At 72.5% G+C, this 23,588-nt stretch carries 20 protein-coding genes and 1 pseudogene; 6 read left to right on the top strand and 15 right to left on the bottom strand.

All coding sequences use genetic code 11. The features are described 5' to 3' along the window. The 6 genes from ACFHWT_RS16365 to ACFHWT_RS16340 form a co-directional block, all read right to left on the bottom strand. The gene (locus ACFHWT_RS16365; RefSeq protein ID WP_416595512.1) at nucleotides 1-930 is read right to left on the bottom strand and encodes an ABC transporter ATP-binding protein; all 930 of its coding nucleotides are present in this window, start codon (nucleotides 928-930) and stop codon (nucleotides 1-3) included. Between the two features lie 142 nt (nucleotides 931-1,072). Continuing rightward, nucleotides 1,073-1,261 carry a thiazolylpeptide-type bacteriocin gene (locus ACFHWT_RS16360; RefSeq protein WP_282229760.1) on the bottom strand — a complete coding sequence of 63 codons (189 nt, stop codon included), beginning with the start codon at nucleotides 1,259-1,261 and terminating at the stop codon, nucleotides 1,073-1,075. Nucleotides 1,262-1,340: 79 nt separating this feature from the next. Beyond that, nucleotides 1,341-1,529 carry a thiazolylpeptide-type bacteriocin gene (locus ACFHWT_RS16355; protein ID WP_278167721.1) on the bottom strand — a complete coding sequence of 63 codons (189 nt, stop codon included), beginning with the start codon at nucleotides 1,527-1,529 and terminating at the stop codon, nucleotides 1,341-1,343. Nucleotides 1,530-1,722: 193 nt separating this feature from the next. Then, on the bottom strand, nucleotides 1,723-2,625 hold the full coding sequence (locus tag ACFHWT_RS16350; protein ID WP_416595510.1) for a 3-methyladenine DNA glycosylase: 903 nt from the start codon (nucleotides 2,623-2,625) through the stop codon (nucleotides 1,723-1,725). 51 nt (nucleotides 2,626-2,676) lie between these two features. Continuing rightward, nucleotides 2,677-3,171, bottom strand: coding sequence for a hypothetical protein (locus tag ACFHWT_RS16345; RefSeq protein ID WP_416595509.1), 495 nt, complete (start codon nucleotides 3,169-3,171; stop codon nucleotides 2,677-2,679). After that, entirely contained in the window at nucleotides 3,168-6,671 is a 3,504-nt protein-coding gene (locus tag ACFHWT_RS16340; RefSeq protein ID WP_416595508.1) for a diguanylate cyclase, read from the bottom strand. The genes ACFHWT_RS16345 and ACFHWT_RS16340 overlap by 4 nt, the downstream gene beginning before the upstream one ends. A gap of 284 nt (nucleotides 6,672-6,955) precedes the next feature. Here ACFHWT_RS16340 and ACFHWT_RS16335 point away from each other — a divergent pair, with 284 nt between their 5' ends. Further along, a complete protein-coding gene (locus ACFHWT_RS16335; RefSeq protein WP_416595506.1) occupies nucleotides 6,956-8,527 on the top strand; it encodes a S8 family serine peptidase in 1,572 nt (523 codons plus the stop codon). A 17-nt stretch (nucleotides 8,528-8,544) separates the two neighbouring features. Here ACFHWT_RS16335 and arfB read toward each other — a convergent pair whose 3' ends face one another. The 5 genes from arfB to ACFHWT_RS16310 form a co-directional block, all read right to left on the bottom strand. Then, entirely contained in the window at nucleotides 8,545-8,973 is a 429-nt protein-coding gene (gene arfB / locus ACFHWT_RS16330) for an alternative ribosome rescue aminoacyl-tRNA hydrolase ArfB (protein ID WP_416595505.1), read from the bottom strand. Between the two features lie 45 nt (nucleotides 8,974-9,018). Continuing rightward, the gene (locus ACFHWT_RS16325) at nucleotides 9,019-9,915 is read right to left on the bottom strand and encodes a S1C family serine protease (protein ID WP_416595503.1); all 897 of its coding nucleotides are present in this window, start codon (nucleotides 9,913-9,915) and stop codon (nucleotides 9,019-9,021) included. Between the two features lie 71 nt (nucleotides 9,916-9,986). Continuing rightward, nucleotides 9,987-10,949: a VWA domain-containing protein gene (locus ACFHWT_RS16320; RefSeq protein WP_416595501.1), complete on the bottom strand. Its 963-nt coding sequence runs from the start codon at nucleotides 10,947-10,949 to the stop codon at nucleotides 9,987-9,989. Continuing rightward, complete coding sequence (locus tag ACFHWT_RS16315; protein ID WP_416595500.1) at nucleotides 10,949-11,953, bottom strand: DUF58 domain-containing protein; 1,005 nt, start codon at nucleotides 11,951-11,953, stop codon at nucleotides 10,949-10,951. The genes ACFHWT_RS16320 and ACFHWT_RS16315 overlap by 1 nt, the downstream gene beginning before the upstream one ends. Further along, entirely contained in the window at nucleotides 11,950-12,996 is a 1,047-nt protein-coding gene (locus ACFHWT_RS16310; RefSeq protein ID WP_416595498.1) for an AAA family ATPase, read from the bottom strand. The genes ACFHWT_RS16315 and ACFHWT_RS16310 overlap by 4 nt, the downstream gene beginning before the upstream one ends. Nucleotides 12,997-13,201: 205 nt before the next feature. On the opposite strand from ACFHWT_RS16310, the pseudogene ACFHWT_RS16305 reads away from it, so the two are divergent. Then, nucleotides 13,202-14,203 (top strand): annotated as a pseudogene (locus tag ACFHWT_RS16305) (endonuclease/exonuclease/phosphatase family protein); the annotation flags it as partial. A 3-nt stretch (nucleotides 14,204-14,206) separates the two neighbouring features. Here ACFHWT_RS16305 and cimA read toward each other — a convergent pair. Beyond that, nucleotides 14,207-15,811, bottom strand: coding sequence for a citramalate synthase (gene cimA, locus ACFHWT_RS16300; RefSeq protein ID WP_416595497.1), 1,605 nt, complete (start codon nucleotides 15,809-15,811; stop codon nucleotides 14,207-14,209). A gap of 336 nt (nucleotides 15,812-16,147) precedes the next feature. On the opposite strand from cimA, the gene ACFHWT_RS16295 reads away from it, so the two are divergent. Both ACFHWT_RS16295 and ACFHWT_RS16290 read left to right on the top strand, forming a co-directional pair. Then, entirely contained in the window at nucleotides 16,148-16,609 is a 462-nt protein-coding gene (locus tag ACFHWT_RS16295; protein ID WP_416595495.1) for a PRC-barrel domain containing protein, read from the top strand. Between the two features lie 98 nt (nucleotides 16,610-16,707). Continuing rightward, a complete protein-coding gene (locus ACFHWT_RS16290) occupies nucleotides 16,708-17,448 on the top strand; it encodes a tyrosine-protein phosphatase (RefSeq protein WP_416595494.1) in 741 nt (246 codons plus the stop codon). A 60-nt stretch (nucleotides 17,449-17,508) separates the two neighbouring features. Here ACFHWT_RS16290 and ACFHWT_RS16285 read toward each other — a convergent pair whose 3' ends face one another. Together ACFHWT_RS16285 and ACFHWT_RS16280 are read right to left on the bottom strand one after the other, a co-directional pair. Then, entirely contained in the window at nucleotides 17,509-18,606 is a 1,098-nt protein-coding gene (locus ACFHWT_RS16285; protein ID WP_416595493.1) for a branched-chain amino acid aminotransferase, read from the bottom strand. Nucleotides 18,607-18,965: 359 nt separating this feature from the next. Then, nucleotides 18,966-19,997, bottom strand: a complete 1,032-nt coding sequence (locus ACFHWT_RS16280; RefSeq protein ID WP_416595550.1) for a 3-isopropylmalate dehydrogenase — start codon at nucleotides 19,995-19,997, stop codon at nucleotides 18,966-18,968. A gap of 240 nt (nucleotides 19,998-20,237) precedes the next feature. On the opposite strand from ACFHWT_RS16280, the gene ACFHWT_RS16275 reads away from it, so the two are divergent. Continuing rightward, entirely contained in the window at nucleotides 20,238-21,158 is a 921-nt protein-coding gene (locus ACFHWT_RS16275) for an FAD:protein FMN transferase (RefSeq protein ID WP_416595492.1), read from the top strand. Nucleotides 21,159-21,405: 247 nt separating this feature from the next. Next, nucleotides 21,406-21,774, top strand: coding sequence for a hypothetical protein (locus ACFHWT_RS16270; RefSeq protein WP_233605690.1), 369 nt, complete (start codon nucleotides 21,406-21,408; stop codon nucleotides 21,772-21,774). A 63-nt stretch (nucleotides 21,775-21,837) separates the two neighbouring features. Here ACFHWT_RS16270 and serA read toward each other — a convergent pair whose 3' ends face one another. After that, nucleotides 21,838-23,436, bottom strand: coding sequence for a phosphoglycerate dehydrogenase (serA, locus tag ACFHWT_RS16265; protein ID WP_416595490.1), 1,599 nt, complete (start codon nucleotides 23,434-23,436; stop codon nucleotides 21,838-21,840). Between the last annotated feature and the right edge of the window lie 152 nt (nucleotides 23,437-23,588).

Here is a 23,588-nt window from a genome sequence, read left to right as displayed (position 1 = left end):
TCAGGCCACCTTCTCGGCAACGCGGATCCCGGGCCGGGTGACGGCACCCGGGTCGGTGGACCGGCTGATCGTGCGGATCGCTTCCTCCAGGCCGACCCGCTCGACCCGGATTCCGGTGAACGGCACCTCGGCGCGGACCAGTGCCCGGACGGTGGCGTCCGGGTCGGCGGTGTAGATGTGGGTCCGGTTGCCGACGGTGGTCACCCGGTCGGCGGGGCCGGAGACGGCGATCGGCGGCAGCGCGCCGGTCACCTCGATGTCGACCAGGTGCAACCCGACCTCGGCGACCACCTCGGCCACCGCACCGGTGCGGGCGATCTGCCCGCCGGTGACCACCACGACCTGTTCGGCGAGGTGTTCGGCCTCGGCCATGTCGTGGGTGGTGAGCAGCACCGCGCTGCCGGCGGCGGCGACGGCGGCGATCGCCGTCCACAGTCCGTCGCGGCTGTCGGCGTCCAGACCGGTGGTCGGCTCGTCGAGGAAGAGCAGTTCGGGGCGACCGACCAGGGCGGTGGCCAGGGCGACCCGGCGGCGCTGGCCGCCGGAGAGGCTGCCGCACCGCTTGGTCAGGAACGGGCCGAGGCCGAGCTGCTCGACCAGGTCGGCGCGGGACACCGGGTCCGGGTAGTGGGCGGCGACCAGGGCGAGGGTCTCGGCGACGGTGAGCCGCCAGGGCAGGGCGGTGCGCTGCGGGGTGAGGCCGAGGCGGCCCTTGATCCGTACGTCGGCGGGATCCCCGCCGAGCACCTCGACCCGACCCGAGCCGGGGCGGCGCAGACCAGCGAGAATTTCGATCATGGTGGACTTGCCGGCACCGTTGGGGCCGAGCACGGCGGTGACCCCGGCGGGCACCACGAGGGAGACCGCGTCGAGCGCGACCACCTTGCCGTACGTCTTGGTGACGCTGTCGAGACGGGCGAAGACTTCCACGAGCACTCCTTGGGCATGTGACGGGCGGAGGGGGCGCACCGCGCCCCCTCCGCTCGATCGAACTGACGTGATTCGCCCGGCCTCGGCTACCGGCAATCCCTGACACTGCCGGTGGTGCCCTCGGTCGGGGCGGTGGTTGGCGTCAGACCGTCGGCTCCAGGGAGTCGGCGCAGGAGGCGCAGCACGAGCTGGCGCCGCAGCAGGAGCTGGAGCTGCAGCTCGACGAGCCGGAGGAGGCACCGGTCTCGGGCAGCGCGGCCGAGTCGCGGATGGAGCTGACCGACAGCTCGTCCAGCTCGAGGTCTTCGACGTCGATGATTTCGTCGGACATGTGATGCACCTTTCGGGAGAGGTTCGCCTCGCGGTCGGCGAGGACGTCGGTGACCGGCGCCGACGGGGGCGCCGGTGGATCAGGTGACGTAGCAGCAGGAGCAGGAGGCCCGACCGCCGTCGCCGGCCGAGGACGCTCCGGTCTCGGGCAGTGCCACCGAGTCCCGCATCGCGGTGACGGTGAGTGGCCCGAGGTCCAGCCCGTCCACGTCGATGTCCAGGTCGTAGTCCTGGGTGGCATCCCAGGACGTCGACAGTTCCGCCAACATCGCGCACCTCCTTGTCGGCCCGGGAGCCGTTCGCTGGGCCGCTCCTTGACTTCCACCTGACGTTCTAGCTTGTTGCTGCGCTTGAGATTAATTGAACGTCTAGGTCCGGTCAACCATTGGAGTTGACTGAATTAGGGCAGCGGTCAGCAGGCGTCCACGATTGGCACAGAAAGCTGATGGTGAGTCGGAAATGTCAGCTCAGCTGATCCGACTGACCAAACCCATCGAATCGGGCGATACACCGCGACAGGCGGCCCCGCAGTACCGCAGCCCGCTCGGCGAAATCCCGCTGCATCGTCGCGTACTCGGCCCGACCCGCCGCGGTCTCGATCCGCACCGGCGGATAGCCCAGTTCCCGCAGGTCGTACGGACTGGCCCGCATGTCCAGGTCCCGGATGTCACGGGCCAACTCGAAGCAGTCCACCACCAGCTCGCCAGGGACCAGCGGACTCAACCGAAAGGACCACTTGTACAAATCCATGTTGGCATGCAGGCAGCCCGGTTGTTCGAAGTCGGCCTGGTTGGAGCGCTGCGGGGAGAGCAGGTTCAGCGACCGCGCCGCCGGGGTGAAGAATCGGTACGCGTCGAAATGGCTGCACCGGATCCGCTGGCCGTCGACGAACTCGGCGACGCCGGCCGGACTCATCCGCAGCGGCCACCGGTGGTGGCGGACCTCGTCAGCGGGCTGCCGGTAGACCATCGCCCACTCGTGCAGGCCGAAGCAGCCCAGGTGCGCCGGCCGGGCCGCGGTGCGGGCCAGCAGGTCCCGTACCCAGGTCACGAACTCGCCGCGCCGGGCCAGCAGCCCGGCGGTGTCCACGGTGACCGCCACCCCGTCGCCGCTCGGGACCGTCCGGTAGTCCCGGCCCCACTGCGTCGGCTCGGTGTCGGCGAGCCGCACCCCCGCCCCCGGATGCCAGCGACGCAACTGCGCCGGCCGGTACGCGTAGTAGGTGAACAGGAAGTCCGCGACCGGATGCGGCTCACCCCTGCGGCGGCGCTCCAGGTGACCGCCCACCAGCCGGTCGACGCGCTCGGCGTGCGCGTCGCGGCGCCGAGTCCAGGTGGCCCGGTCGAGCAGGGTGTCGCTCACCACCCGACCAGGGTAGGCCGGCCCGGGTAGGCCGGCCCGCCAGGTCCGGCCCGGTCAGTCCTCGTCGGCCGGCTCGTCGTCGGCCCGCCCACCGGACCGCAGCACCGCGTCCGGCCGGCAGAGCACGCTCACCCGGTAGGACAGCCCCAGGTTGGACCAGATCTCGCCGCTCAGGGACAGGCAGATCCCGACGCCGGGTTCGCCGTCGGGGTGCTCGAAGAAGTCCACCGTCGGCGCGGCGAGCGCGCCGACCAGTCCTTGGGTCTGCCGGGCGGTGGCAGCCACCTGCACCAGCCCGCCGGTCACCTGGATCTCCACGTCGTCCAGGGCCTCGACGGCGTACCAGTGGGTGTCCGGCAGGAACAGCTGCACGTCCACGCTGCGGCGGGTGTAGTCGGGGCCGGCCAGACCGGTGTCGTCCGCCGGGCGGTCACCGAGCCACGCGGTGCCGGCATAGTCGGTACGCAGCCGCTGCGTCTCGGAGCGCCACTCGGTGACCAAGGTGTCGAGACGGGGTTGGGCGGCAAGGTGGACAGCTGCTTCGATCACCCCCGGGACCCTAGCACCGTGGCCGGGTCCCGGGGTCCCTCCGGTGCGCAGTCCAGTGCCTGGTCGACGACCAGGTCCAGCGGGGTGGCCACCCCCGTGTACCAGGCGGCGTCGAACGAGTCACCGCTCAACCCGCGCCGGGCGGCGGCCAGGGCGGCGTCCCGCCGCCGCTGCACGGCCACCGGCGCGACCAGACCGAACCGGTACCGCAGCGAATCGACTGCGGCGAGAATCCGTACCGCCAGGGCCGGATCGTCGTCGACGATCACCTCGGCCACCGTCTCCAACGAGGTGGACAGATCCGCCCGGTCCCCGAGCTCGAACCGCCGTTCCAGGGCCGCGACGAACAACCGCAGCGCGGCCGGCCGGTCCCCGCCGGCCAGCTCGCACTGCCCGAGATGGTGCAGCGCGACCGCCTCGCCGAACAGGTCCCCCAGCCCGGTGGCCAGGTCGAGCGCTTCCCGGGCCACGGCGGCCGCACCGGGCGGGTCCGGCCGGGCGAGCAGGATCTCGGCCAGGCAGGTCAACCCGAGCAGTACGCCGCGACTGTTGCCCGCCTCCCGCTCCAGCGCCAGGCACTGGTTGATGTGCCAGTCGGCGTCGGCGATGTCGCCGGCCCGCAGGCAGACCTTGGCGAGGTTGCCGAGCGCGATCGCCATGCCGGGCTTCGCCCCGAGCTCGCGCCACACCTCCAGGCCGTACCGGAAGTGTTCGCCGGCCTCGTCGTACCGGCCGGCGAGCATCGCCGCGACGCCGAGGATGTTGCGGGCCTGCGCCACTCCTTCGGCGTCGCCGGCCTGCTCGGTGAGGCGCAGGCACTCCCCGCCGAGTCGGGCGGCGGTGGCGGTGTCGTCCTGGGTGGCGGCCAGCACCGCCGCCGGATAGAGCAGTTGGCGGCGGTGCTCCACGGCCAGCCCGGCAGGGGCGCAGAGCAGCCGGTCGAGCCACTGGCGGCCGTCACGGATCTGGTTGCCGTTGCGCCAGTACCGCCACAACCCGAGGCACAGCCGGGTCGCGGTGGCCAGGTCGTCGGCGGCGAGCGCATGCTCCAGCGCGGCCCGCAGGTCCGGGTACTCCTGGTCGAGCTCGTCGGCCCAGCGGCTCTGCTCCGGCCCGGCCATCCCGGCGGCCGCCCGGTCCGCCAGCCCGGCGCAGTACGCCAGGTGGTTGCGCAGCTGCCGGGCCCGCTGCCCGGCGGTGCACAGTTGCCGGGCCCGGGCCTGGATGGTGTTCAGCATCGCGTACCGGCGGGTGCCGGACCGCCCGGTCACCGCCACCACCAGGCTCTTGCGGACCAGCGCCTCCAACGCTTCGGCGACGGCGTCGACGGCCGAGGACGCAGCGCCGGCCACCGGCCCGGCACCGGCCACCGGCGCCAGCCCGGCGACGGTGGCCACGGCAGCTGCCGTCGGCTCGGCGGTGAAGACGGCGGCCGCGGTGAAGACGTCCCGGTGCTCCGGCTGCAGCAGGCCGAAACTCCAGTCGACGGTGCCGTGCAGGGTCCGCTGGCGGGCCGGCCGGTCGCGTGGCCCGGGGCCGAGCGGGTCCAGATGCGGGTTGAGCCGGTCCAGCAGCGCCGCCGGGCTCAACTGGTCGGTACGCGCGGCGGCCAGCTCGATCGCCAGCGGCAGGCCGTCCAGCCGCCGGCACAGCTCGGCGACCGCCGGCAGCGCGTCGGCGGTCAGCCTGAAGTCCGCGTCGGCCGCCCGGGCGAGCTGGTCGAACAGGGCGATCGCCGGATGCTGCGCCACCGCGCGCGCGGCGGCCGACGCCCCGCGCGGCAGGTCGTCGAGCCGGGGCAGCGGCAGCGGCGGCACCCGGTAGACCTGTTCGCCGTAGATCCCCAACGGCTCCCGGCTGGTGGCCAGCACCCGAATGCGCCCGGCGGCGGCCAGCAGCTGGCCCAACGGCGGACCGGCGGTCAACGCCTGCTCCAGATTGTCCAGCACCAGCAGCAACTCGCTGTCCGCGGTGTGGTCGACCACCGCGTCCAGCACCGCCTGCCCGGCGCGCACCGGCACGTCCAGTGCGGCGGCGACCGCGGTGAGCACCTCCGTCGCGGTGCGGCAGGCGGCCAGCGCCACGAAGCACACCCCGTCGTCGAAGCGGGCCGCGAGGCCGGCGGCCACCGACAGCGACAGCCGGGTCTTGCCGATCCCGCCGGCTCCGACGAGCGTGACCAGCCGGCTGGTCGCCAGCAGCGCGTCGATCCGGGCGACGTCGCGGTCCCGGCCGATCAGCGGGGTCAGCGGGGCCGGCAGCCGCACCCGCCGCCGTGGCCGGCCGAGCAGGTCCGGGCTCAACGTCCAGCCGCCGGTGCCGGAACCGACCAGGCCACGGCGGCTACGGACCCGGTCGAGTTCCCGGTCTGCGGCGGCCGGCAGCCCACCGGTCTGTCGGACGAACCAGTTAACCAGGGTTCGGCTGGGTTCGCCGCGCAGCGCGGTTCGTAACCAGATCCGGGTCGTCGCCGGCGACCACGGGGCCAGCTCGATCTGCTCCAGCTCCGGCAGGTGCACACCGGACGGACCGACACCGGGCAGCGGTCCGGGACCGGCCACCGAGACCGGCTCGCCGGCACCGGCGGGACCGGACGGCCGGGCCGGTCCGGCCGGGCCGGTGCTAGCCTGCACCAACCCGAGCACGGCGGGCAGCAGTCGCGGCCGGGACCAGACCCGCAGCAGCTGCGGTACCCGGTCGACGGCGGCCAGGTCGGCGATCAGCAGCACCTGGTCGGCGAAGACCGGCAACGGCAGCGGCTCCGGTTCGGGCGGCACCGTGACCACGGCGAACCCGCGCAGCGCCGCCAGTCGGGCGGTCTCGGCGAGGAAACGGGTGTGCCCGGCACCCCGCTGCCCGTGGACCCGGGCCGACCCGCGTCCGGTGACCTGCAACCGGGTCAGGAATTCGTGGGTACGGCGCAGCGCCTCGTCGCGCTCCCACAGCCGCGAGCCGCTGTCGTCGGCGATCTCGACGTCGTCGGCGACCGCACTGTCCCGCCCTCGCCGTTTGGCGAGGTAGTTGCGCCGGTCGGCGTGGTCCAGCAGGTGTTCGGCGGTGGTGCCGTCCGCTGGTGCGCTCGCCACCCCGAGGCTGACCGTCAGGTGCAGCGGCGGGTCGCCGGGAAACTCGGTGTTGCGGATCCGTTCGGTCAGCCGCAGGGCGAGCCGGACCGCCTCGGTGCGGTCGGTCTGCGGTAGCACCACGACGAATTCGTCGCCGCCGTAGCGGAACAACACGTCCTGCGGCCGGCAGGTGGCGCGGACCCGGTCGGCGAGCTGGCGGAGCACCCGGTCGCCACGCAGGTGGCCGTAGACGTCGTTGACCGTCTTGAAGAAGTCGACGTCGAACAGGAACACCCCACAGGGGTGCCCCGCCCGGCTCAACTGGCGTCTGAGGAATGGCTCAAGGGATGCGCGCTGACGGGCTCCCGTGACCGGATCGGTCGCCGCCACGTCGTACGTCTCACCGCCCTCGTCACCACCGGCGTGCCGGGTCACCGGACCCGCCTGCCGCGACCTGGTGGGCCGACGGGCGTGTCGGCATGGTTAACGGTGCCCGCTGTGTACGGCACCCCCGAATTGGATGCTATCCGTCGGTCACCGGGCATGGGAGTCCACCGGCCCGACGCACGTCCTGCACGATAGGAGGATGTTGATTCTCACCCGAGAGGTTTCTGCTACGTAACATGTCCACCGTGGTGCCGGGGACACGTCCCTATCGGATGGACCCACCGGTAGCCATGATCTTGTTATTCGTCAGGAGGATCGCACCGGTGCCGACGATGAGCGCTGCGCGCGAACAGCGCGGATACCGAAAACAGATCGCTGCACTGTCGACGGTCATGGCGCTCGCCGCCGCCATGGCCGGCGGGTCGGCGGCCCCGCCCGCCGACGGGCCGGCGACGCGGCCGAATCCCGTACCGGCGACGCGGCCGGGCACCGTACCGGCCGGGGACTTCGCCAGCCTGTGGAACGGCTCCCCCGGCATCGGCCAGGGCACCTCGCTGGCCGACGTCCGCAGCATCGTCGGTGCGGACACCCCGGCGACGGCGGCACTGGACGGCACCGGGATCGGCATCGCGATGATCGACACCGGGGTGGTACCGATCCCCGGCCTGCCGGCCAACCGCCTGGTCAACGGCCCGGACCTGTCCTTCGAGTCCCAGGCGACGAATCTGCGCTGGCTCGACACCTACGGGCACGGCACCCACCTCGCCGGCGTACTGATCGGCGACGATCCGACCAGCGGCGCCCGCGGGCTGGCGCCGAAGGCGAACCTGACCTCGATCAAGGTCGGTACCGCCAACGGCGCGGTCGACGTCTCACAGATCATCGCGGCCGTCGACTGGGTCGTCGCCAACCGCGACCACGATCCCACCCATCCGATCCGGGTGCTGAACCTGGCATACGGCTCCGCCGGCAACCCGGCCTTCTGGACCGATCCACTGCACTTCGCCGTCGAACAGGCGTGGCACGCCGGGATCGTGGTCGTGGCGGCCGCCGGCAACGACGGCAACGGGTTCGGCCGGCTGGACAACCCGGCGACCAACCCGTACGTCATCTCGGTCGGCGCCAGTCTGACCAAGGGCACGCTGACCACCGCCGACGACGAGCTCGCGCCGTTCACCAACCTCACCACCACCGGCCGGCAACTGGATCTGCTGGCCCCCGGCGAATCGGTGCTGTCGCTGCGCAACCCGGGCTCCAACGTCGACAACCACTATCCCGGCGCCCGGGTCGGCAGCACCCTGTTCCGGGGCACCGGCACCTCGCAGGCGGTCGCGGTCACCTCGGCCGTCGCCGCGCTGCTGCTGCAGGCCAAGCCGTGGCTGACCCCGGACGAGGTCAAGCAGGTGCTGATGGAGAGCGGCACCTTCCTGCCCACCGGTGGAGGCGCGAACCTGGGCCTGCGCAGCGTCAACCTGCACGCGGCACTGACCTACACCCCGGTGTGGCAGCCGCAGCAGTGGACCCGGTCCGACGGCAGCGGCCCGATCGAGGCGTCCCGGGGCACCAGCAGGGTGGTCCGCAACAACGTGACACTGCAGGGCGAGCAGAGCATCTTCGGCCCGTTCAGCAGCCCGGCCTGGGCCAGCCAGTCGGCTGCCCGGACCGCCTGGTCCGGCGGCGTCTGGCTGGGCCACCGAATGGCTGCCGACGGCTGGACCGGCACCTCCTGGGCCAGTCGCACCTGGGGCGGCGCGGCCTGGACCTCGCCATCCTGGGACGGCTCCGGGTCGTGGGTGGACCCCGCCTGGTCGAGCCACTTCTGGTCCACTGGATCGTGGACCCCGGGCGACTGGGGCTCGCACTTCTGGTCCACCGACAGCTGGGCCAGCGCCTGCTGGTGCTGACCGGGCCGGGTACCGAATCAATCAGGGTCGCCGCGGCGCAGACGCTTCGTCTGCGCCCGGCGCTTCTTGTCGCTGATCCGCCGTTCCTTCGCCGCCCGGGACGGCCGGGTCGGCCGACGCGGCGGCGCCGGCGGCGCGATCGCCTCCCGCAGCAACGCGGACAACCGGTCCCGGGCCGCGGCCCGGTTCGCCAACTGGTTACGGTGCTCGCTGGCGGTGACCGTCAACACCCCGCCGACCAGCCGGTTGGCCAGCCGCTGCACCGCCCGCTCGCGCAGCCACGGCGGCAACGCGGTCGAGCCGGCGACGTCGAACGACAGCTCGACCCGCGAGTCCGCGGTGTTGACCCCCTGGCCGCCGGGGCCGGACGAACGGGAGAACCGCTCGGTCAACTCGCCCGCCGGGATCACCACTGAGTCGGTGACCCGCATCTCGCCTGCCGCCATCATCCGACAGTACCGCCGCGTCGGCGCCGACCACCGGGGCGGCGGTCAGCCGCCCCGCCGGATGATCTCGTCGGCTGTCTGCTGGGCCCGGTGGATCGGGATGGCGAACCCGATGCCGATCGACCCGACACCCTCCAACGTGGCGATCGCCGTGTTCACCCCGATCACCTCGCCGGCGACGTTGACCAGCGGCCCGCCCGAGTTGCCGGGGTTGATCGACGCGTCGGTCTGCACCGCGGTCTGCCGCCCGCCGTTACCGAGCATCACCTCACGGTCCAGGGCACTGACGATCCCGGCGGTGACCGTGCCGGACAGGCCGAGCGGGGAGCCGACCGCCAGGACCGACTCTCCGACCTGGGTGGCGCCGGGCTGGGCCAGGGCCAGCGGACGAAGACCGGCGGACGACGGCACCCGTAGCACCGCGATGTCGCTGCCCGGATCCCGGCCGACCACCTCGGCGACGAGCCGCCGGCCGTCCTGGGCGACGACGCTGACCTGGTGGCCGTTGAGCGGCGTCCCCGGTTCGCTGTCGCCATCCAGGATGTGGTCATTGGTGATGATGTGATGCTGGTCGTCGATCGCGAAGCCGGACCCGCCGGAGATCATGCTGCCCCGTTCGACCTGGACCGACACCACACCGGGCAGTACCTTGGCCGCCGCCGCCACCAGGTCCGGCGGCACCCCGGGGACAGCCGACGGCGACGGCAGCGCCGCCGGCTGTCCCGCGTCGCCGCCCCAGCCGGCGACCACCGCGCCGGCCAGCCCGCCGGACGCCGCCGACAGGGTGAGCACCGCGGCGGCGGTCAGCAGCCGGCGACGCCACCGTCGCGGCGGGGTCGGTTCCGGCGCTACGGCGGAGCCGTCCAGCCCCGGCCAGCGGTCCGCGTCCGGCGAGACGAACCACGGGCCACGCGGCTCGCCCAGCCCGGTAGGCACAGTCATCGGGCTCCTCCTCCACAGGTCCAGGTCAGGTCGCGGGGGTCACAGGGTGGCGCGGGTCAGCTCGCGCGGGGTCAGGGCAGCCGGGAGAACCACAACAGCGACGTCCCGGCGGCGGCCACCGCGAGCAGCAGACCGAATCCGATGAACCGGGCCGACACGTCGGCCAGCTCCAGCCGGTAGCCGACCGAGGTGCCGATGTCGGCGTAGACCGCGCTCAACTGCTTGCTGCTGGCCGCCTCGTGGTAGGCACCGCCGGTCAGCTCGGCCACCGCTTCGAGGTTCTCGCCGTCCACCGGCACCCGCAGCGGCCGGCCGCCGCCGTAGTCGATGTAGCCGGCGGCGGTCCCGACCGAGATGGTGTCGATCGGGATCCCCGCCTCCACCGCCTCGGCCGCCGCCGATTCCGGCGACCGCCCGGACGTGTTCGCCCCGTCGGACAGCAGCACGATCCGGGCCGGTGGGATCTCCTCGGCGGCCTGCGCGTCCAGCGACCGGATCGCCTCCAACGACGTCTTGATCGCCTCGCCGATGGCGGTGCCCTGGGCCCCGGTGATCCCTTCGGCGAGCCGGTCGATGCCGGCGCCCAGCGCCTCCCGGTCGGTGCCCGGCCCGACCAGCACCGAGGCGTTACCGGCGAACGCCACCAGGCCGACGTTGAACTGCGCCGGCAGATCGTCGACGAACTCGTGCGCCGATCGTTTGGCCGCGCTGAGCCGGTCCGGTCGTACGTCATTGGCCAGCATCGAGGTGGACACGTCCACCGCCACCATCACCGTGGCCCGTTCCCGGGGCACCCGGACCTCGTCCATCGGCCGGGCGAACCCGGCCGCCAGCAACGCAAGCATCGCCAGGAACAGGCCGGCCGGCAGGTGCCGACGCCAAGCCGGACGCTGCGGTGCCACCCGGTCCAGTAGCCGCAGGTTGGTGAACCGGACCGCGTACCGGGCACCGCGCCGTTGCATCAGCAGATAGCCGCCGGCCAGCGCGGCAACCGCGGCGAGCAGCCACAGCCGCTCCGGGGACTGCCAGGTCATCAGCTTCCTCCTGCCGGTACCGGGGCGGGACGGGCCGGTGCGCAGCCGGCCAGTTGCCGTTGGCGGTGCACGTGCCGGATGATGTCGGCCACCCAGTCCCGGTCGGTGCGCAGCGCCAGATGGGCCGCGCCGGCCCGGCGGATCGCCCCGGCCACCTGACTGCGCTGCTCGGCGGCGGCCTCGGCGTACCGTCGCCGCAGGTCCTGGCTGGCGGTGCTGATCTCCCGGCGGCGGCCGGTCTCCGGGTCCTCGACGGTGATCACCCCGACGTCGGGCAGGTCGAGTTCCCGGGGGTCGGTCACCTCGATCGCCAGCACCTGGTGCCCGGTGGCGAGCCGGCGCAGCGACCGTTCCCAGTCCGGCCGGCCGGCCGGGTCGTCCGGCAGTCCGTCCAGGAAGTCGGAGACCACCACCGCCAACCCGCGCCGGGTGGCGGCCCGCCGTAGCCCGTCGATCCCGTCGGCCAGCGGCGGCGGCGCGTCCCGACCGGACCCGCCGGCCGGTACCCGGGGTGCCGCGAGCAGCGCACGGAGCAGATGCAGCAGATGGTTCCGACCGGTACGGGCCGGGAACCGACGAACGCCGCCCGCCCCGATCAGCTGCGCCCCGACCGCGTTGCCGGTGCCGGCGGTCAGGAAGCCGACCGCGGCGACCGCCGCCACCGCCAGTTCCCGCTTCTCCAGCTCGCCGGTGCCGAAATCCATGCTGGCCGTCCCGTCGATCAGCAGCCAGCAGGTCAGCTCCCGGTCGGCGTCGACCTCGCGGACGTGCGGCACAGTGGTCCGGGCGGTGACCGCCCAGTCCATCCGGCGTACCTCGTCCTCGCCGGGCCGGTACTCCCGGCTGCCGGCGGGTTCGCTGCCGGCCCCGGGTAGCAGCCCCAGGTGCTGGCCGTGCAGCAGGCCGTCCAGCCGCCGGGTGATGGTCAGCTCCAGCCGGCGCAGCGTGTCCGGTGGGGTCAGCTCCGTCAGGGTCGCCGGGCCGATCGGGTCGTCGCCGGTCACGCGACGGCCACCAGTCCGGGTCGCTGGTCGTGGGCCGGCGCGATCCGCGGCGGTGGGACCACCTGGATCAGCCGGCGGACGATCGACCTGGCGTCGACGCCGTCCGCGACCGCGTCGAAGGAAAGCACCAGCCGGTGGGCGAGCACGTCGGTGGCGAGTTCCCGGACGTCCTCGGGCAGCACGTAGTCGCGGCCGCGCAGCAGCGCCAGGCCCCGGGCGGCGGCGACCAGGCCGAGGGTGGCGCGCGGGCTGGCACCGTACGCCAGCAGCCCGGTCAGCTCCGGCAGCCCGAACAGTTGCGGGCGGCGGGTGGCCAGCACCAGCCGGACGATGTACTCGGCGAGCGCGTGGTGGACGAACACCTCCCGGGCCTGCTGCTGCATGGCGCACAGGGTGGCCGCGTCCAGCACCTGGCGGGGCTGCGGGCGGTCCACCCCCATCCGGTAGAGGATGCCGAGCTCCTCCTCGTCGGTCGGGTAGTCGACCACGACCTTCATCAGGAACCGGTCCCGTTGCGCCTCCGGAAGCTGGTAGACGCCCTCGGACTCGATCGGGTTCTGGGTGGCCAGCACCAGGAACGGGTCCGGCACCGGGTAGCTGCGGCCGCCGATCGAGACCTGCCGCTCGGCCATCGCCTCCAGCAGCGCCGACTGCACCTTGGCCGGTGCCCGGTTGATCTCGTCGGCGAGCACCAGGTTCGCCATCACCGGCCCGAGCTCGACATCGAACGACTCGGTCGACGCCCGGTAGATTCGGGTGCCGACGATGTCGGAGGGCACCAGGTCGGGGGTGAACTGGATCCGGGAGAAGCTGCCTCCGACGGCGACCGCGAGGGTCTGCGCCGCGAGGGTCTTGGCGATCCCCGGTACGCCCTCCAGCAGGCAGTGTCCGTTGGCGAGCAGCGCCGTGAGCAGCCGCTCGACCAGCCGGTCCTGCCCGACGATCACCCGTTTGACCTCGAACAGCGCCTGTTCCAGGGCGGCCGCAGCCGGGGTGGCGTCGGTTGGCTGTTCCGTACTGACTTGTGGCTCGGTCGTCGTCATCGCACCGTCCTGACGCTGGTCGCCAATCGCCGGTCGGCCCCGACGGCGCGGGGCCGCTGCGGCGCCGGCCGGGGGGTGCCCCGAATCGGGCCGTTCTAACGCCGGGATCCGTCTCCGACCGGGTGATTGACGGCCGGGGGCGGTCCGTCCGACACCGGACCGGGGTGGCCCGTCCACACCGGGACACACCGGATACCGTTCCGGCGTGACCGCGCCGCAGACCAGTCCCACCCCGCAGCCCCCGGCCAGCACCCGGCGTCACCCGGCCGGTTGGCTGGTGTGGCCGGTGGTGCTGCCGGGGCTGCTCTGGGCGGTGCTGCGGCTGGCCGGCTGGGAGTACGGCCCGCTGGTGCAGCTGCTCGCGTTCACCCCGTACGTGGCGGCGTGGACCGTTGTCCCGCTGGCGGTGGCGGTCTGGTCCCGGCGGTGGTGGGCGAGCGGCGCCGCGCTGCTGGCGGTGGTGTCGTTGGCCGTCGCGGTGCTGCCCCGGGCGCTGCCGGACGGCGACCGGACCGCGACCGCCGCCGACGGCGTCCCGGTCCGGGTCGCGACGGCGAACCTGCTGGCCGGGGCGGCGGACCTGACGGTGCTGATGGAGCTGCTGCGCCGGGAGCGGGTGGACGTGCTGGCGATGCAGGAGTTCACTCCGGCGGCCGAGGCCGGACTGGACCGGCTCGGCCTCGGTGACCTGTTGCCGTACCGCCGGGCCGATCCGGAGGTGGGGACCACCGGTTCGGCGGTCTACGCGCGCTGGCCGGTCACCGACGACGGCGTGCGACGCAACGTGGGCGGCTTCGCCCAGTCGTACGGCACGGTCCGCCCGCCGGGCAGCGGGTCGGTGCTGGTCGAGTCGGCGCACCCGATGGCACCGTTCGCGCTGCACACCCTGTCGTCGTGGCGGGCCGACCTGGCCGGGCAACCCCACCCCGACCCGCAGGGCCCGCCCCGGATCCTGGCCGGTGACTTCAACGCCACCCTGGACCACGCGGCGCTGCGCCGGCTGATCGCCGCCGGCTACGTCGACGCCGCCGACGCGACCGGCGACGGGCTGGTCGGCACCTGGGGGCCGTACGACGGCAGCCCGATCCCGCCGGTGACGCTGGACCGGGTGCTGGTGGACGACCGGATCGGGGTGCGGTCGGTGGCCGTGCACCGGGTGCCCGGCAGCGACCACCGGATGGTCGTCGCCGAGCTGGTGCTGCCGCCCGGGTCAGACGCCGGAGGTGGTCCGGCTGCGGGCCAGTCCGTAGGTGAGCGCGTCGACCAGGGCGTGCCAGCTGGCCTCGACCACGTTCTCGTGCACCCCGACGGTGGTCCAGTCCCGGGCGTTGCCGTCGACCGTTTCCACCAGCACCCGGGTGATCGCCCCGGTGCCCTGGCTGCCTTCCAGGATCCGCACCTTGTAGTCGGCCAACCGGAAGTCGGCCAGGTCCGGGTAGTGGCTGCGCAGCGCCACCCGCAGCGCCTCGTCGAGGGCGTTGACCGGCCCGTTGCCCTCGGCGGTGGCGATCACCCGCTCGCCGCGTACCCGGACCTTGACGGTGGCCTCGGAGACCACCGCGCCGTCCTCGCGGTGCTCCACCAGCACCCGGTAGGACTCCAGGGCGAACGGTCGGGTGGTGACCGTGCCGGTGTCGGCGGCCAACTCGGAGCGGACCAGCAGCTCGAACGAGGCGTCGGCGGCTTCGAAGGACCAGCCGCCGGCCTCCAGCTCCTTGACCCGCTTGGTGACCCGCGACAGCGCGTCCGGATGGCCGGCCAGGTCGACACCGAGTTCGCGGCTCTTCAACTCGATGCTGGCCCGGCCGGCCATCTCGGTCACCAGGATCCGCATGTCGTTGCCGACAACCGACGGGTCGACGTGGTTGTACAGCAGCGGATCCACTTTGATCGCACTCGCGTGCAGCCCCGCCTTGTGAGCGAAGGCGGCGGCCCCGACGTATGCCTGGTGGGTGTCGGGGGCGATGTTGGCGATCTCGGCGATGGCGTGCGAGACGCGCACCATCTGTTCCAGACAGCCGTCCGGTAGGACGGGCAGCCCGAGCTTGAGTTGCAGGTTGGCGACGACGGCGAACAGGTCGGCGTTGCCGGGGCGTTCGCCGTAGCCGTTGGCGGTGCCCTGGAAGTGCCGGACGCCGGCCTCGACGGCGGCGATGGTGTTGGCCACCGCGCAGGAGGTGTCGTTCTGGCAGTGGATGCCGAGCCGGTCGGCGCTCAGCCCGGTCCGGTCGACCAGGTCGGCGATCGCCGCGCCGATCTGCGACGGCAGCATGCCGCCGTTGGTGTCGCACATCACCACGACCTCGGCGCCGGCGGCCGCCGCCGCGCTGACCACCGAGGCGGTGTACGCCGGGTCGTACCGGAAGCCGTCGAAGAAGTGTTCGCAGTCGAGGAAGACCCGCCGGCCCTCGGCGACGAAGTGCGCGACCGTGTCGGTGACCATCGCCAGGTTCTCCGCGCCGGTGGTGCGCAGTGCCCGCTCGACGTGCCGGATGTCGGACTTGGCGACCAGGCAGACCGCCGGAGTCTCGGCGTCCAGCAGGGCCCGTACCTGCGGGTCGTCGGCGACCTTGACGCCGGCCTTGCGGGTGGCACCGAACGCGACGAGTACGGCGTGCCGCAGGTCGAGTTCGGTGCGGGCTCTGCGGAAGAACTCGGTGTCCTTCGGCATCGCACCGGGCCAGCCGCCCTCGATGAAGCCGACGCCGAAGTCGTCCAGCAGCCGCGCGACGGCGAGTTTGTCGACCACCGAGTAGCTGATGCCCTCACGCTGCGCACCGTCGCGCAGAGTCGTGTCATAGACCTGGAAAGTCATTTCGATCCTTTCGACGGGCGTCCCGTACCACCCGCTGCTCGCGCCGGGCCGTCCTCACCCGCTCGTCCGGCCGACCTCGTACGGCCAACAAAAAGACCCCCCGCGGATGCGGGAGGTCTGCGCGCTCGGCGGACGGTTGCCGGGCGCGCTAGCTGCCAATAATGAGTACGAGGCGAGTCACGCAGGGTACTTTGCCACCGACCGCGCCCGAACCGGTAGTCGAATCCACATCGCGGGACAGTGGGATCGTCCGAGGTCAGGTGTACCGATCGAGCGCCATGGGTATTCCAGGGACGACGACGCAGTCAGTTCCGCCGAGCGAAGGAGCGACCTCCGATGGACAGGCTCGATCCGCAACACACCGCGCTGCCGGGGCCGGCCGGTGGTCAGGGCGACGTCGTGGGCGGCACCCCGGCCGGCACGTTCGACCCGTGGCGCTACCGCGACGACGCGGGGGTCGACGGCGCCAACCTGGCCGGCTACCACGTCGAGGCGATCGACGGCGGCATCGGCAAGATCGACTCCGCCACCGAGGAGGTGGACGGCAGCCATCTGGTGGTCGACACCGGGCCGTGGATCTTCGGCCGGAAGGTGATGCTGCCGGCCGGGGTGGTCAACCACGTCGACCACGACGCGCAGAAGGTCTATGTCGACCGCGACAAGGGCCAGATCAAGGACGCCCCCGAGTACGACGAGACCAGCGCGACGGATCCGGCGTACCGCGACAAGCTGAGCGCCTACTACGGCGGTGCCACCGGCACCCCGGTCCCGCCGATGGCGCCGGGCCGGATCATCTGACCCGGTGAAGACCCACTAGGCGCGGGTGGCCGGCGCCACGTGGCGCCGGCCACCCGCGCCGTTTACCGGTGTCGGTCCGGCTGGCTACCGTAGAACACATGACTGCCGCCGCCACCCGCTCGTTGGCCTTCGCGACCATGTTCAACTTCCGCGACATCGGGGGCTACCCGGGGCTCGACGGCCGTACGGTCCGCTGGCAGCGGATCTACCGGGCCGACTCGCCGCACCGGCTCGACACCGACGACGCGGCGGCGTTCGACGCACTCGGCGTACGGACCGTGATCGACCTGCGCCGGCCGCACGAGGTGCAGACGTACGGACGGATCCCGCCGGCGGACGGCTTCGAGTACCACAACATCCATCTGCGGCACCAGGACTGGGGCGAGATCCCCTACCAGCCGGAGCAGGGTGCCGCCCGCTACCTGGCCGACCGCTACCACGATCTGACCGAGCAGGCCGCGGACGGCTTCGTCGCGGCGATCTCGCTGCTGGCCGAGGCGCGGACCGCACCGGCGGTGGTGCACTGCATGGCCGGCAAGGACCGCACCGGGCTGGTCTGCGCGATGACGCTGTCCCTGCTCGGGGTCCGGGATTCGGTGATCGCCGAGGACTACGCGTTGAGCAACGCCGGCAGCGAACGGCTGCTCGCCTGGCTGCGTACCCAGGCCGGCAACGACCATCTGGTGCCGGTGCCGTTCTTCTCCTGCCCGGCCGAGGCGATGCAGACGTTCCTCACCGAACTGCGGCAGCGGCACGGCTCGGTCGAGGGGTACCTGCGCACCGCCGGGCTGTCCGCAGACCGGATCACCGAGCTGCGCGCCCATCTGTTGACGCAGTGACCGGGGCCGAGTCGACGCGGTGAGCGGGCCGGCGGCCCGCTCACCGCGTCACGGCACTGCTCAGAACACCCGGTGCACCCAGCCGTCCGGGTCGGTGCCCCGGCCCCGCTGCAGGTCCACCAGGCTCTGCCGCAGCGCCGTGGTGACCTCCCCCGGCCCACCGTCGGCCACGGTGAACTCGCCGTCGGCCGACCGGACCCGGCCGATCGGGGTGATCACCGCGGCGGTGCCGCAGGCGAACGCCTCGCGCAGTCGGCCGCTGGCCGCGTCAGCCTGCCACTGGGCCAGGCTGACCGGCTGTTCCACGACCTGGTGACCGGCCCGGCGGGCCAGGGTGATCACCGACTCGCGGGTGATGCCCGGCAGGATCGCGCCGGTCAGTGGTGGGGTGACCAGCGAACCGTCGTCGTAGACGAAGAAGACGTTCATGCCGCCGAGTTCGTCGACGTACTGCCGCTGCACCGCGTCGAGGAAGACCACCTGGTCGCAGCCGTGCTCGATCGCCTCCGCCTGGGCCACCAGTGAGGCGGCGTAGTTCCCCCCGCACTTCGCGGCCCCGGTGCCACCCGGAGCGGCCCGGGTGTAGACCGACGACGCCCAGACCGTCACCGGTTTGACCCCACCGGAGAAGTAGGAGCCGACCGGTGAGGCGATCACTGCGTAGAGGTATTCGCGGGCCGGCCGGACACCGAGGAAGACCTCACTGGCGAACATGAAGGGTCGCAGGTAGAGGCTGCCGTCGTCACCGGCTGGGATCCACTGTCGATCAATCGTGATCAGGTGCCGCAACGAGTCGAGGAAGACCTGCTCCGGCAGGGCCGGCATGGCCATCCGGGCACCGGAGGCGATGAACCGCGCCGCGTTGGCGTCCGGCCGGAACAGGGTCACTCCCCCGTCCGCCGTGTGGTAGGCCTTCAGTCCTTCGAAGATCTCCTGGGCGTAGTGCAGCACCGCGGTCGCCGGATCCATCGGGATCGGCGCCCGTGGCTCCACCCGGGCGTCGTACCAGCCCTTGCCCTCGGCGTACCGGACGGTGACCATGTGGTCGGTGAAGATCTGACCGAACCCGGGATTGGCCAGCAGCGCGGCGCGTTCCGCGTCGGCTACCGGGTGTGGATTCGGACGGATCTCGAATTCGAGTTTGTCACCGCCGATCATCGGGCTGACCTCCATGGCGAGAAAACGACGAAGCTGTGTGTCATGCAACTTACCCCGAACGTTCGTTCAGCGGGAACCGGCGCGGCGGCCGGTAGTCCGCCGCCTGGCGATTGGCCGTCGGCAGGGGTGCCCACGGCGAAGGTACGGTCGGTACGCCAACCGGCGCCGGGCAGACGACTCGACCTGCGCAGCTTTGCGTAGTCGACGGTGCCGTACCGGACTACGGCTTGGCGGGTGACGGGGCGTGGACCTGGGCCGCCGACGCGCGTGGCACGGGCGGACGCCGGTCCGCGCGGCCGGCGCGCGGTGCGGCGCCGGCAGGGGTCGACCGGAGCGGTACGCGGGTCGGCCGGTTGGGCTCAGCCCACGGCGTGGGCGGCCAGCCGATCGCCGATCTCGGCGGTACGCAGCGTGGCTCCCGGAGCACGGGAGGCCAACTCGGCCGCGACCGCCCTGGCTACTCGCTCGGCCGACTCGGGGTGACCGAGGTGGTCGAGCAGTAGCGACGCGGACAGCACGGCGGCCACCGGGTCGGCGACGCCCTTGCCGGCGATGTCCGGCGCGGAGCCGTGCACCGGCTCGAACATCGACGGGTAGCGGCGTTCCGGGTTGATGCAGCCGCTGGCCGCCAGCCCGATCCCGCCGGTCACCGCAGCGGCGATATCGGTCAGGATGTCACCGAACAGGTTGTCGGTGACCACCACGTCGTACCGCTGAGGCTGGGTGACCATGAACATGGCCGCGGCGTCGACGTGCTGGTACTCGGTGTCGATGTCCGGGAAGTCGGCCTTGACGGCGGCGAAGGTCCGCGACCACAGCGACCCGGCGTGGGTCAGCACGTTGGTTTTGTGCACCAGGGTGACCTTGCGCCGCTCCCGGCGGGCAGCGCGGGTGAAGGCGTCCCGGATCACCCGCTCCACCCCGTGCCGGGTGTTGAGGCTCTCCTCGGTGGCGACCTCGGCGGGGGTGTCGCGGTGCATCGTGCCGCCGGCCCCGGTGTAGAGGCCCTCGGTGCCCTCGCGGACCACGACGAAGTCGATCTCGCCCGGCTTGACGCCGCCGAGCGGGCTCGCCGTGCCGGGCCAGAGCCGGGACGGACGCAGGTTGACGTACTGGTCGAAGGCGAACCGCAGCTTGAGCAGCAGGCCGCGCTCCAGCACCCCGGGCGGGACGCTGGGGTCGCCGACCGCGCCGAGCAGGATGGCGTCGTGACCGGCGAGTTCGTCCAGCACCGAGTCGGGCAGCACCTCGCCGGTGCGGTGGTAGCGGGCGGCGCCGAGGTCGTACTCGGTCGCCTCGACGCCGGGCAGTACCGCGTCGATGACCTTCCGGGCCTGCGCGGTCACCTCGGATCCGATGCCGTCGCCGGCCACGACCGCGATCCGCGCCATCGCCACGTCAACTCCCTCGTCTGCTCCGTCGACCGCCTAGCGCACGTTAAGCGATCGTCCCGGAAATCGGTACGTCGGTCCCAGGATACGGACTCACCCGCTGGAATACCGATCCCGGCCCGCTGGTCGCGGCGCCCCGCGCCGCCCAGGGAGCACACAGCCGGGCTTAACACCATACTTACCTCGGACGGCTACTGTAGGTGAAGACCGGATCCGGGCACCGGCGAAGGAGAATCGACAATGCTGGCGTACCGCGCCGCCCAGCCGGAACCCCCCGATCTGCGGATCGGTCCAACGCCGAGAGCCGGCACTCCGACCGGACCGCCCGGTACCGCCACGCCGGCCGACGACACCCGCCCGGCCGGCCAACTGGTCGCCCGGCACACCGTCGCCACCTCCACCACCGAGTACCAGCTCGTCCTGGTGGGCAGCGAACGGATCGGCCGGCGCGGGCTGAGCGAGGCGATCGGCGACGCGGTCGCGGAGCTGCGGGCGATCGACGTAACGTACAGCCCGCTGCGGCCGAACAGCCTGGTCTCGCTACTGCGCCGGGGTGAGGTCGCGGCCGAGGTCTACCCGCCGCTGGCCGACATCGTGCACCGCTGCGAGGCGATGCGGGTGGCCACCGAGGGCTGGTTCGACCCGTGGGCGGTGCCCGGTGGGTTCGACCCGGCCGGCATGATCAAGGGCTGGGCCATCGAGCGGGCCGCTGGCCGGTTGCGCGCCGCCGGGATCACCGACTACGCCGTGGTCAGCGGCGGCGATCTGGTGGTACGCGGACGCGCGCCACACGGTGGACCGTGGCGGATCGCCCTGCAGCAGCCGCTGTCCGCAGGCACCGGCGACGGCCCTGCCGGCGCCACGCCGGGCAGCCCGCCGACCACCGTGACCATGGTGGACGGCGCGATCGGGACCAGTGGACTGACCGTCGGCCGCCGAAAGGTCGTTGACCCGCACACCGGGTCCCTGGTGGAGCGAGACAGCGCCGCCATGGTGATCGGCGCGGATCTCGCGGTGGCCGACGGCTACGCGACCGCACTGTTCGCCGCCGGCCCAGCCGGCCGCGACTGGTTCCCACAGTGGACGGCTACCACGTGCTGGACCTGGTCGGCTAGACGCTCGACCCCTGGCGCGGCCCGCCCCCGTGATCTCGGCAAATGACCACGGGGGCGGGCCGGCGACACGTGCGCTCAGCTCGCGCACCGGGGGTGCAGCCACCCGGGAGACCCACGGCCCGGCCGGAACGTCACCCGAAGACGCGACCGGCGCCCGAGCAACTCCTGAGCAACCGCACCGCCACGCTATCGATTCCGCACAACCGGGCGCAAGGTTCCAATTCCTCTGACATTGCTTGTCGGCCACGGCACTGGGTGGAATGATCCCCCTGATGGATGGCACGCTGTGCGGCGTGACATTCGATCTAGTCGTATGGGCGTTGGACGATCAGTCCACCTCGGCGGACGTACACGCCGCACATGAACTGTGCCGGCAGGGTGAGCACGCCGACGGTGAGACCGACCGCCGGATCACGTCCTTCCACGCCGCGCTGACCGCCAGCTACCCGGATCAGGGTGCCGCTTCCACCACAGAAGACTGCCCCTGGGCAAAGGTCCCATTACATACCGCAACCGACCACGTCGAGATGAACCTGCGTCAGACCTGCGCCGACGAGGTGCTGCTCACCATCGAACGGCTGGCGCAGGAACACGACCTGCTGCTGCTCGATCCGCAGGACGGCTCGGTCTACCCGCCGCCGGCCAGCGCGTCGACCCGCTGAGCGGGCGGCGGTTCGGGGACCCGGGTCCCCGAACCGCCGGAGCCGGACGGCACGTCCGGCAGGTCACTCCTCGCGCAGATCCACCGCGCTGGCCGCAGTCGCCCCGATCGAGCTGGCGGCATTGTGCAGCGACTCCGCGCCGACGGCGGAGTCGACGGTGAGGGTCATCAGCGCCTCACCACCGGCGGACCGCCGGGCCACCTGCATGGCGGCGATGTTGACACTGGACTCACCGAGGATCGAGCCGATGGTCCCGACCACGCCCGGCCGGTCGGCGTACCGGAAGAAGAGCAGGATGCCCTCGGCGGACAGTTCGAGGTCGAAGCCGTCGACCTCGGTCAGCCGGACCACGTCCCGGCCGGCGGACTGCACCACGGTGCCGGAGACGCTGGCCGTACCGCCGTCGGGCAGCACGCCCCGGACGGTGACCAGGTTGGGCTGGTCGGCGGTGTCCGGGTGGGTGATCAGCTCCACCTCGACGCCCCGGTCGGTGGCCAGGTGCGGCGCGTTGACGTAGGTGACCTGCTCCTCCACCACCGAGCTGAACAGCCCCTTGGTGGCGGCCAGCTTGAGCACCGACACCTCGTTGCCGACAACCTCGCCGCGTACCTCGACGGTGACGCTGGCCGCGACCACCCCGGCCACTGCGGTGAACACCTTGCCCAGCTTCTCGGCCAGCGGCAGCAGCGGCCGGACGTCCTCGGCGACCACCCCACCGGCCTGCACGTTCACCGCGTCGGGGACGAATTCGCCCTGTAGCGCGAGCTTGACGCTGCGGGCCACGGCCAGGCCCGCCTTGTCCTGCGCCTCGGCGGTCGAGGCCCCCAGGTGCGGGGTCGCCACCACGTTGTCGAAGGCGAACAGCGGCGAGGAGGTGCACGGCTCCTTCGCGTACACGTCGACGCCGGCACCACCGACCCGGCCCTCGGCCAGCGCGTCGGCCAGCGCCTGCTCGTCGACGAGCCCACCCCGGGCGGCGTTGACGATCCGGACCCCGGGCTTGACGATCGTCAGCTCCTTCTCGCCGATCAGGCCGAGCGTCTCCGGGGTCTTCGGCAGGTGGATCGAGATGAAGTCGCTCTCCCGTAGCAGCTCTTCCAGCCCGACCAGGCGAACCCCGAGCTGCGCCGCGCGGGCCGGCTGGATGTACGGGTCGTACGCGATCAGCCGGGTGCCGAACGCGGCGATCCGCTGCGCGAACAGCACGCCGATGCGGCCGAGCCCGACCACGCCGACGGTCTTGCCCTGCAGCTCCACGCCGGTGTACTTCGACCGCTTCCACTCGCCGGCCTTGAGCGCGGCGCTGGCGCTGGCGGTGTTGCGGGCCACCGCGAGCAGCAGGGCGATCGCCTGCTCGGCTGCGGAGACGATGTTGGAGGTGGGTGCGTTCACCACCATGACGCCACGGGCGGTAGCGGCCGGTACCTCGACGTTGTCCAGTCCGACGCCGGCGCGGGCGACCACCTTCAACTGGGGTGCGGCGGCCAACGCCTCGGCGTCGATCTGGGTGGCGCTGCGCACGATCACCGCGTGGGCGTCGGCGAGCGCGGCGAGCAGGGCGGGACGGTCCGTGCCGTCGACGTGGCGGACGTCAAAGTCATGAGCGAGTACGTCGATTGCGGCGGGCGCGAGCTCTTCAGCGATCAGTACGACAGGATTCATTGGTCCTCAAAGTCGTCCGGGACGGGTATCTGCGGCGGTGGGGCGCCGCTCTGCGCCCTACGCTCCCCCGCCCGGGTGTCGCGCCGGCACGGAGGCGGCCTACCCGCGATCGTAGGCGCAGCCGTGGACGGCGCGGCTCGGGGCCGGGGGTG

Source organism: Micromonospora sp. LOL_021 (assembly GCF_048060215.1).
GTDB lineage: Bacteria > Actinomycetota > Actinomycetes > Mycobacteriales > Micromonosporaceae > Micromonospora_E.
Note: the sequence above shows the minus strand (reverse complement) of the source record. Positions and strands in the feature narration are given on the sequence as shown.

Bases quoted from the DNA above. Each gene is read 5' to 3' on its own strand.
- ACFHWT_RS16360 (WP_282229760.1), bottom strand. From the start codon at position 1,261: ATGTCCGACGAAATCATCGACGTCGAAGACCTCGAGCTGGACGAGCTG.
- ACFHWT_RS16355 (WP_278167721.1), bottom strand. From the start codon at position 1,529: ATGTTGGCGGAACTGTCGACGTCCTGGGATGCCACCCAGGACTACGAC.
- ACFHWT_RS16335 (WP_416595506.1), top strand. From the start codon at position 6,956: ATGAGCGCTGCGCGCGAACAGCGCGGATACCGAAAACAGATCGCTGCA.
- arfB (WP_416595505.1), bottom strand. From the start codon at position 8,973: ATGGCGGCAGGCGAGATGCGGGTCACCGACTCAGTGGTGATCCCGGCG.
- ACFHWT_RS16325 (WP_416595503.1), bottom strand. From the start codon at position 9,915: ATGACTGTGCCTACCGGGCTGGGCGAGCCGCGTGGCCCGTGGTTCGTC.
- ACFHWT_RS16320 (WP_416595501.1), bottom strand. From the start codon at position 10,949: ATGACCTGGCAGTCCCCGGAGCGGCTGTGGCTGCTCGCCGCGGTTGCC.
- ACFHWT_RS16310 (WP_416595498.1), bottom strand. From the start codon at position 12,996: ATGACGACGACCGAGCCACAAGTCAGTACGGAACAGCCAACCGACGCC.
- cimA (WP_416595497.1), bottom strand. From the start codon at position 15,811: ATGACTTTCCAGGTCTATGACACGACTCTGCGCGACGGTGCGCAGCGT.
- ACFHWT_RS16295 (WP_416595495.1), top strand. From the start codon at position 16,148: ATGGACAGGCTCGATCCGCAACACACCGCGCTGCCGGGGCCGGCCGGT.
- ACFHWT_RS16290 (WP_416595494.1), top strand. From the start codon at position 16,708: ATGACTGCCGCCGCCACCCGCTCGTTGGCCTTCGCGACCATGTTCAAC.
- ACFHWT_RS16285 (WP_416595493.1), bottom strand. From the start codon at position 18,606: ATGATCGGCGGTGACAAACTCGAATTCGAGATCCGTCCGAATCCACAC.
- ACFHWT_RS16280 (WP_416595550.1), bottom strand. From the start codon at position 19,997: ATGGCGCGGATCGCGGTCGTGGCCGGCGACGGCATCGGATCCGAGGTG.
- ACFHWT_RS16275 (WP_416595492.1), top strand. From the start codon at position 20,238: ATGCTGGCGTACCGCGCCGCCCAGCCGGAACCCCCCGATCTGCGGATC.
- serA (WP_416595490.1), bottom strand. From the start codon at position 23,436: ATGAATCCTGTCGTACTGATCGCTGAAGAGCTCGCGCCCGCCGCAATC.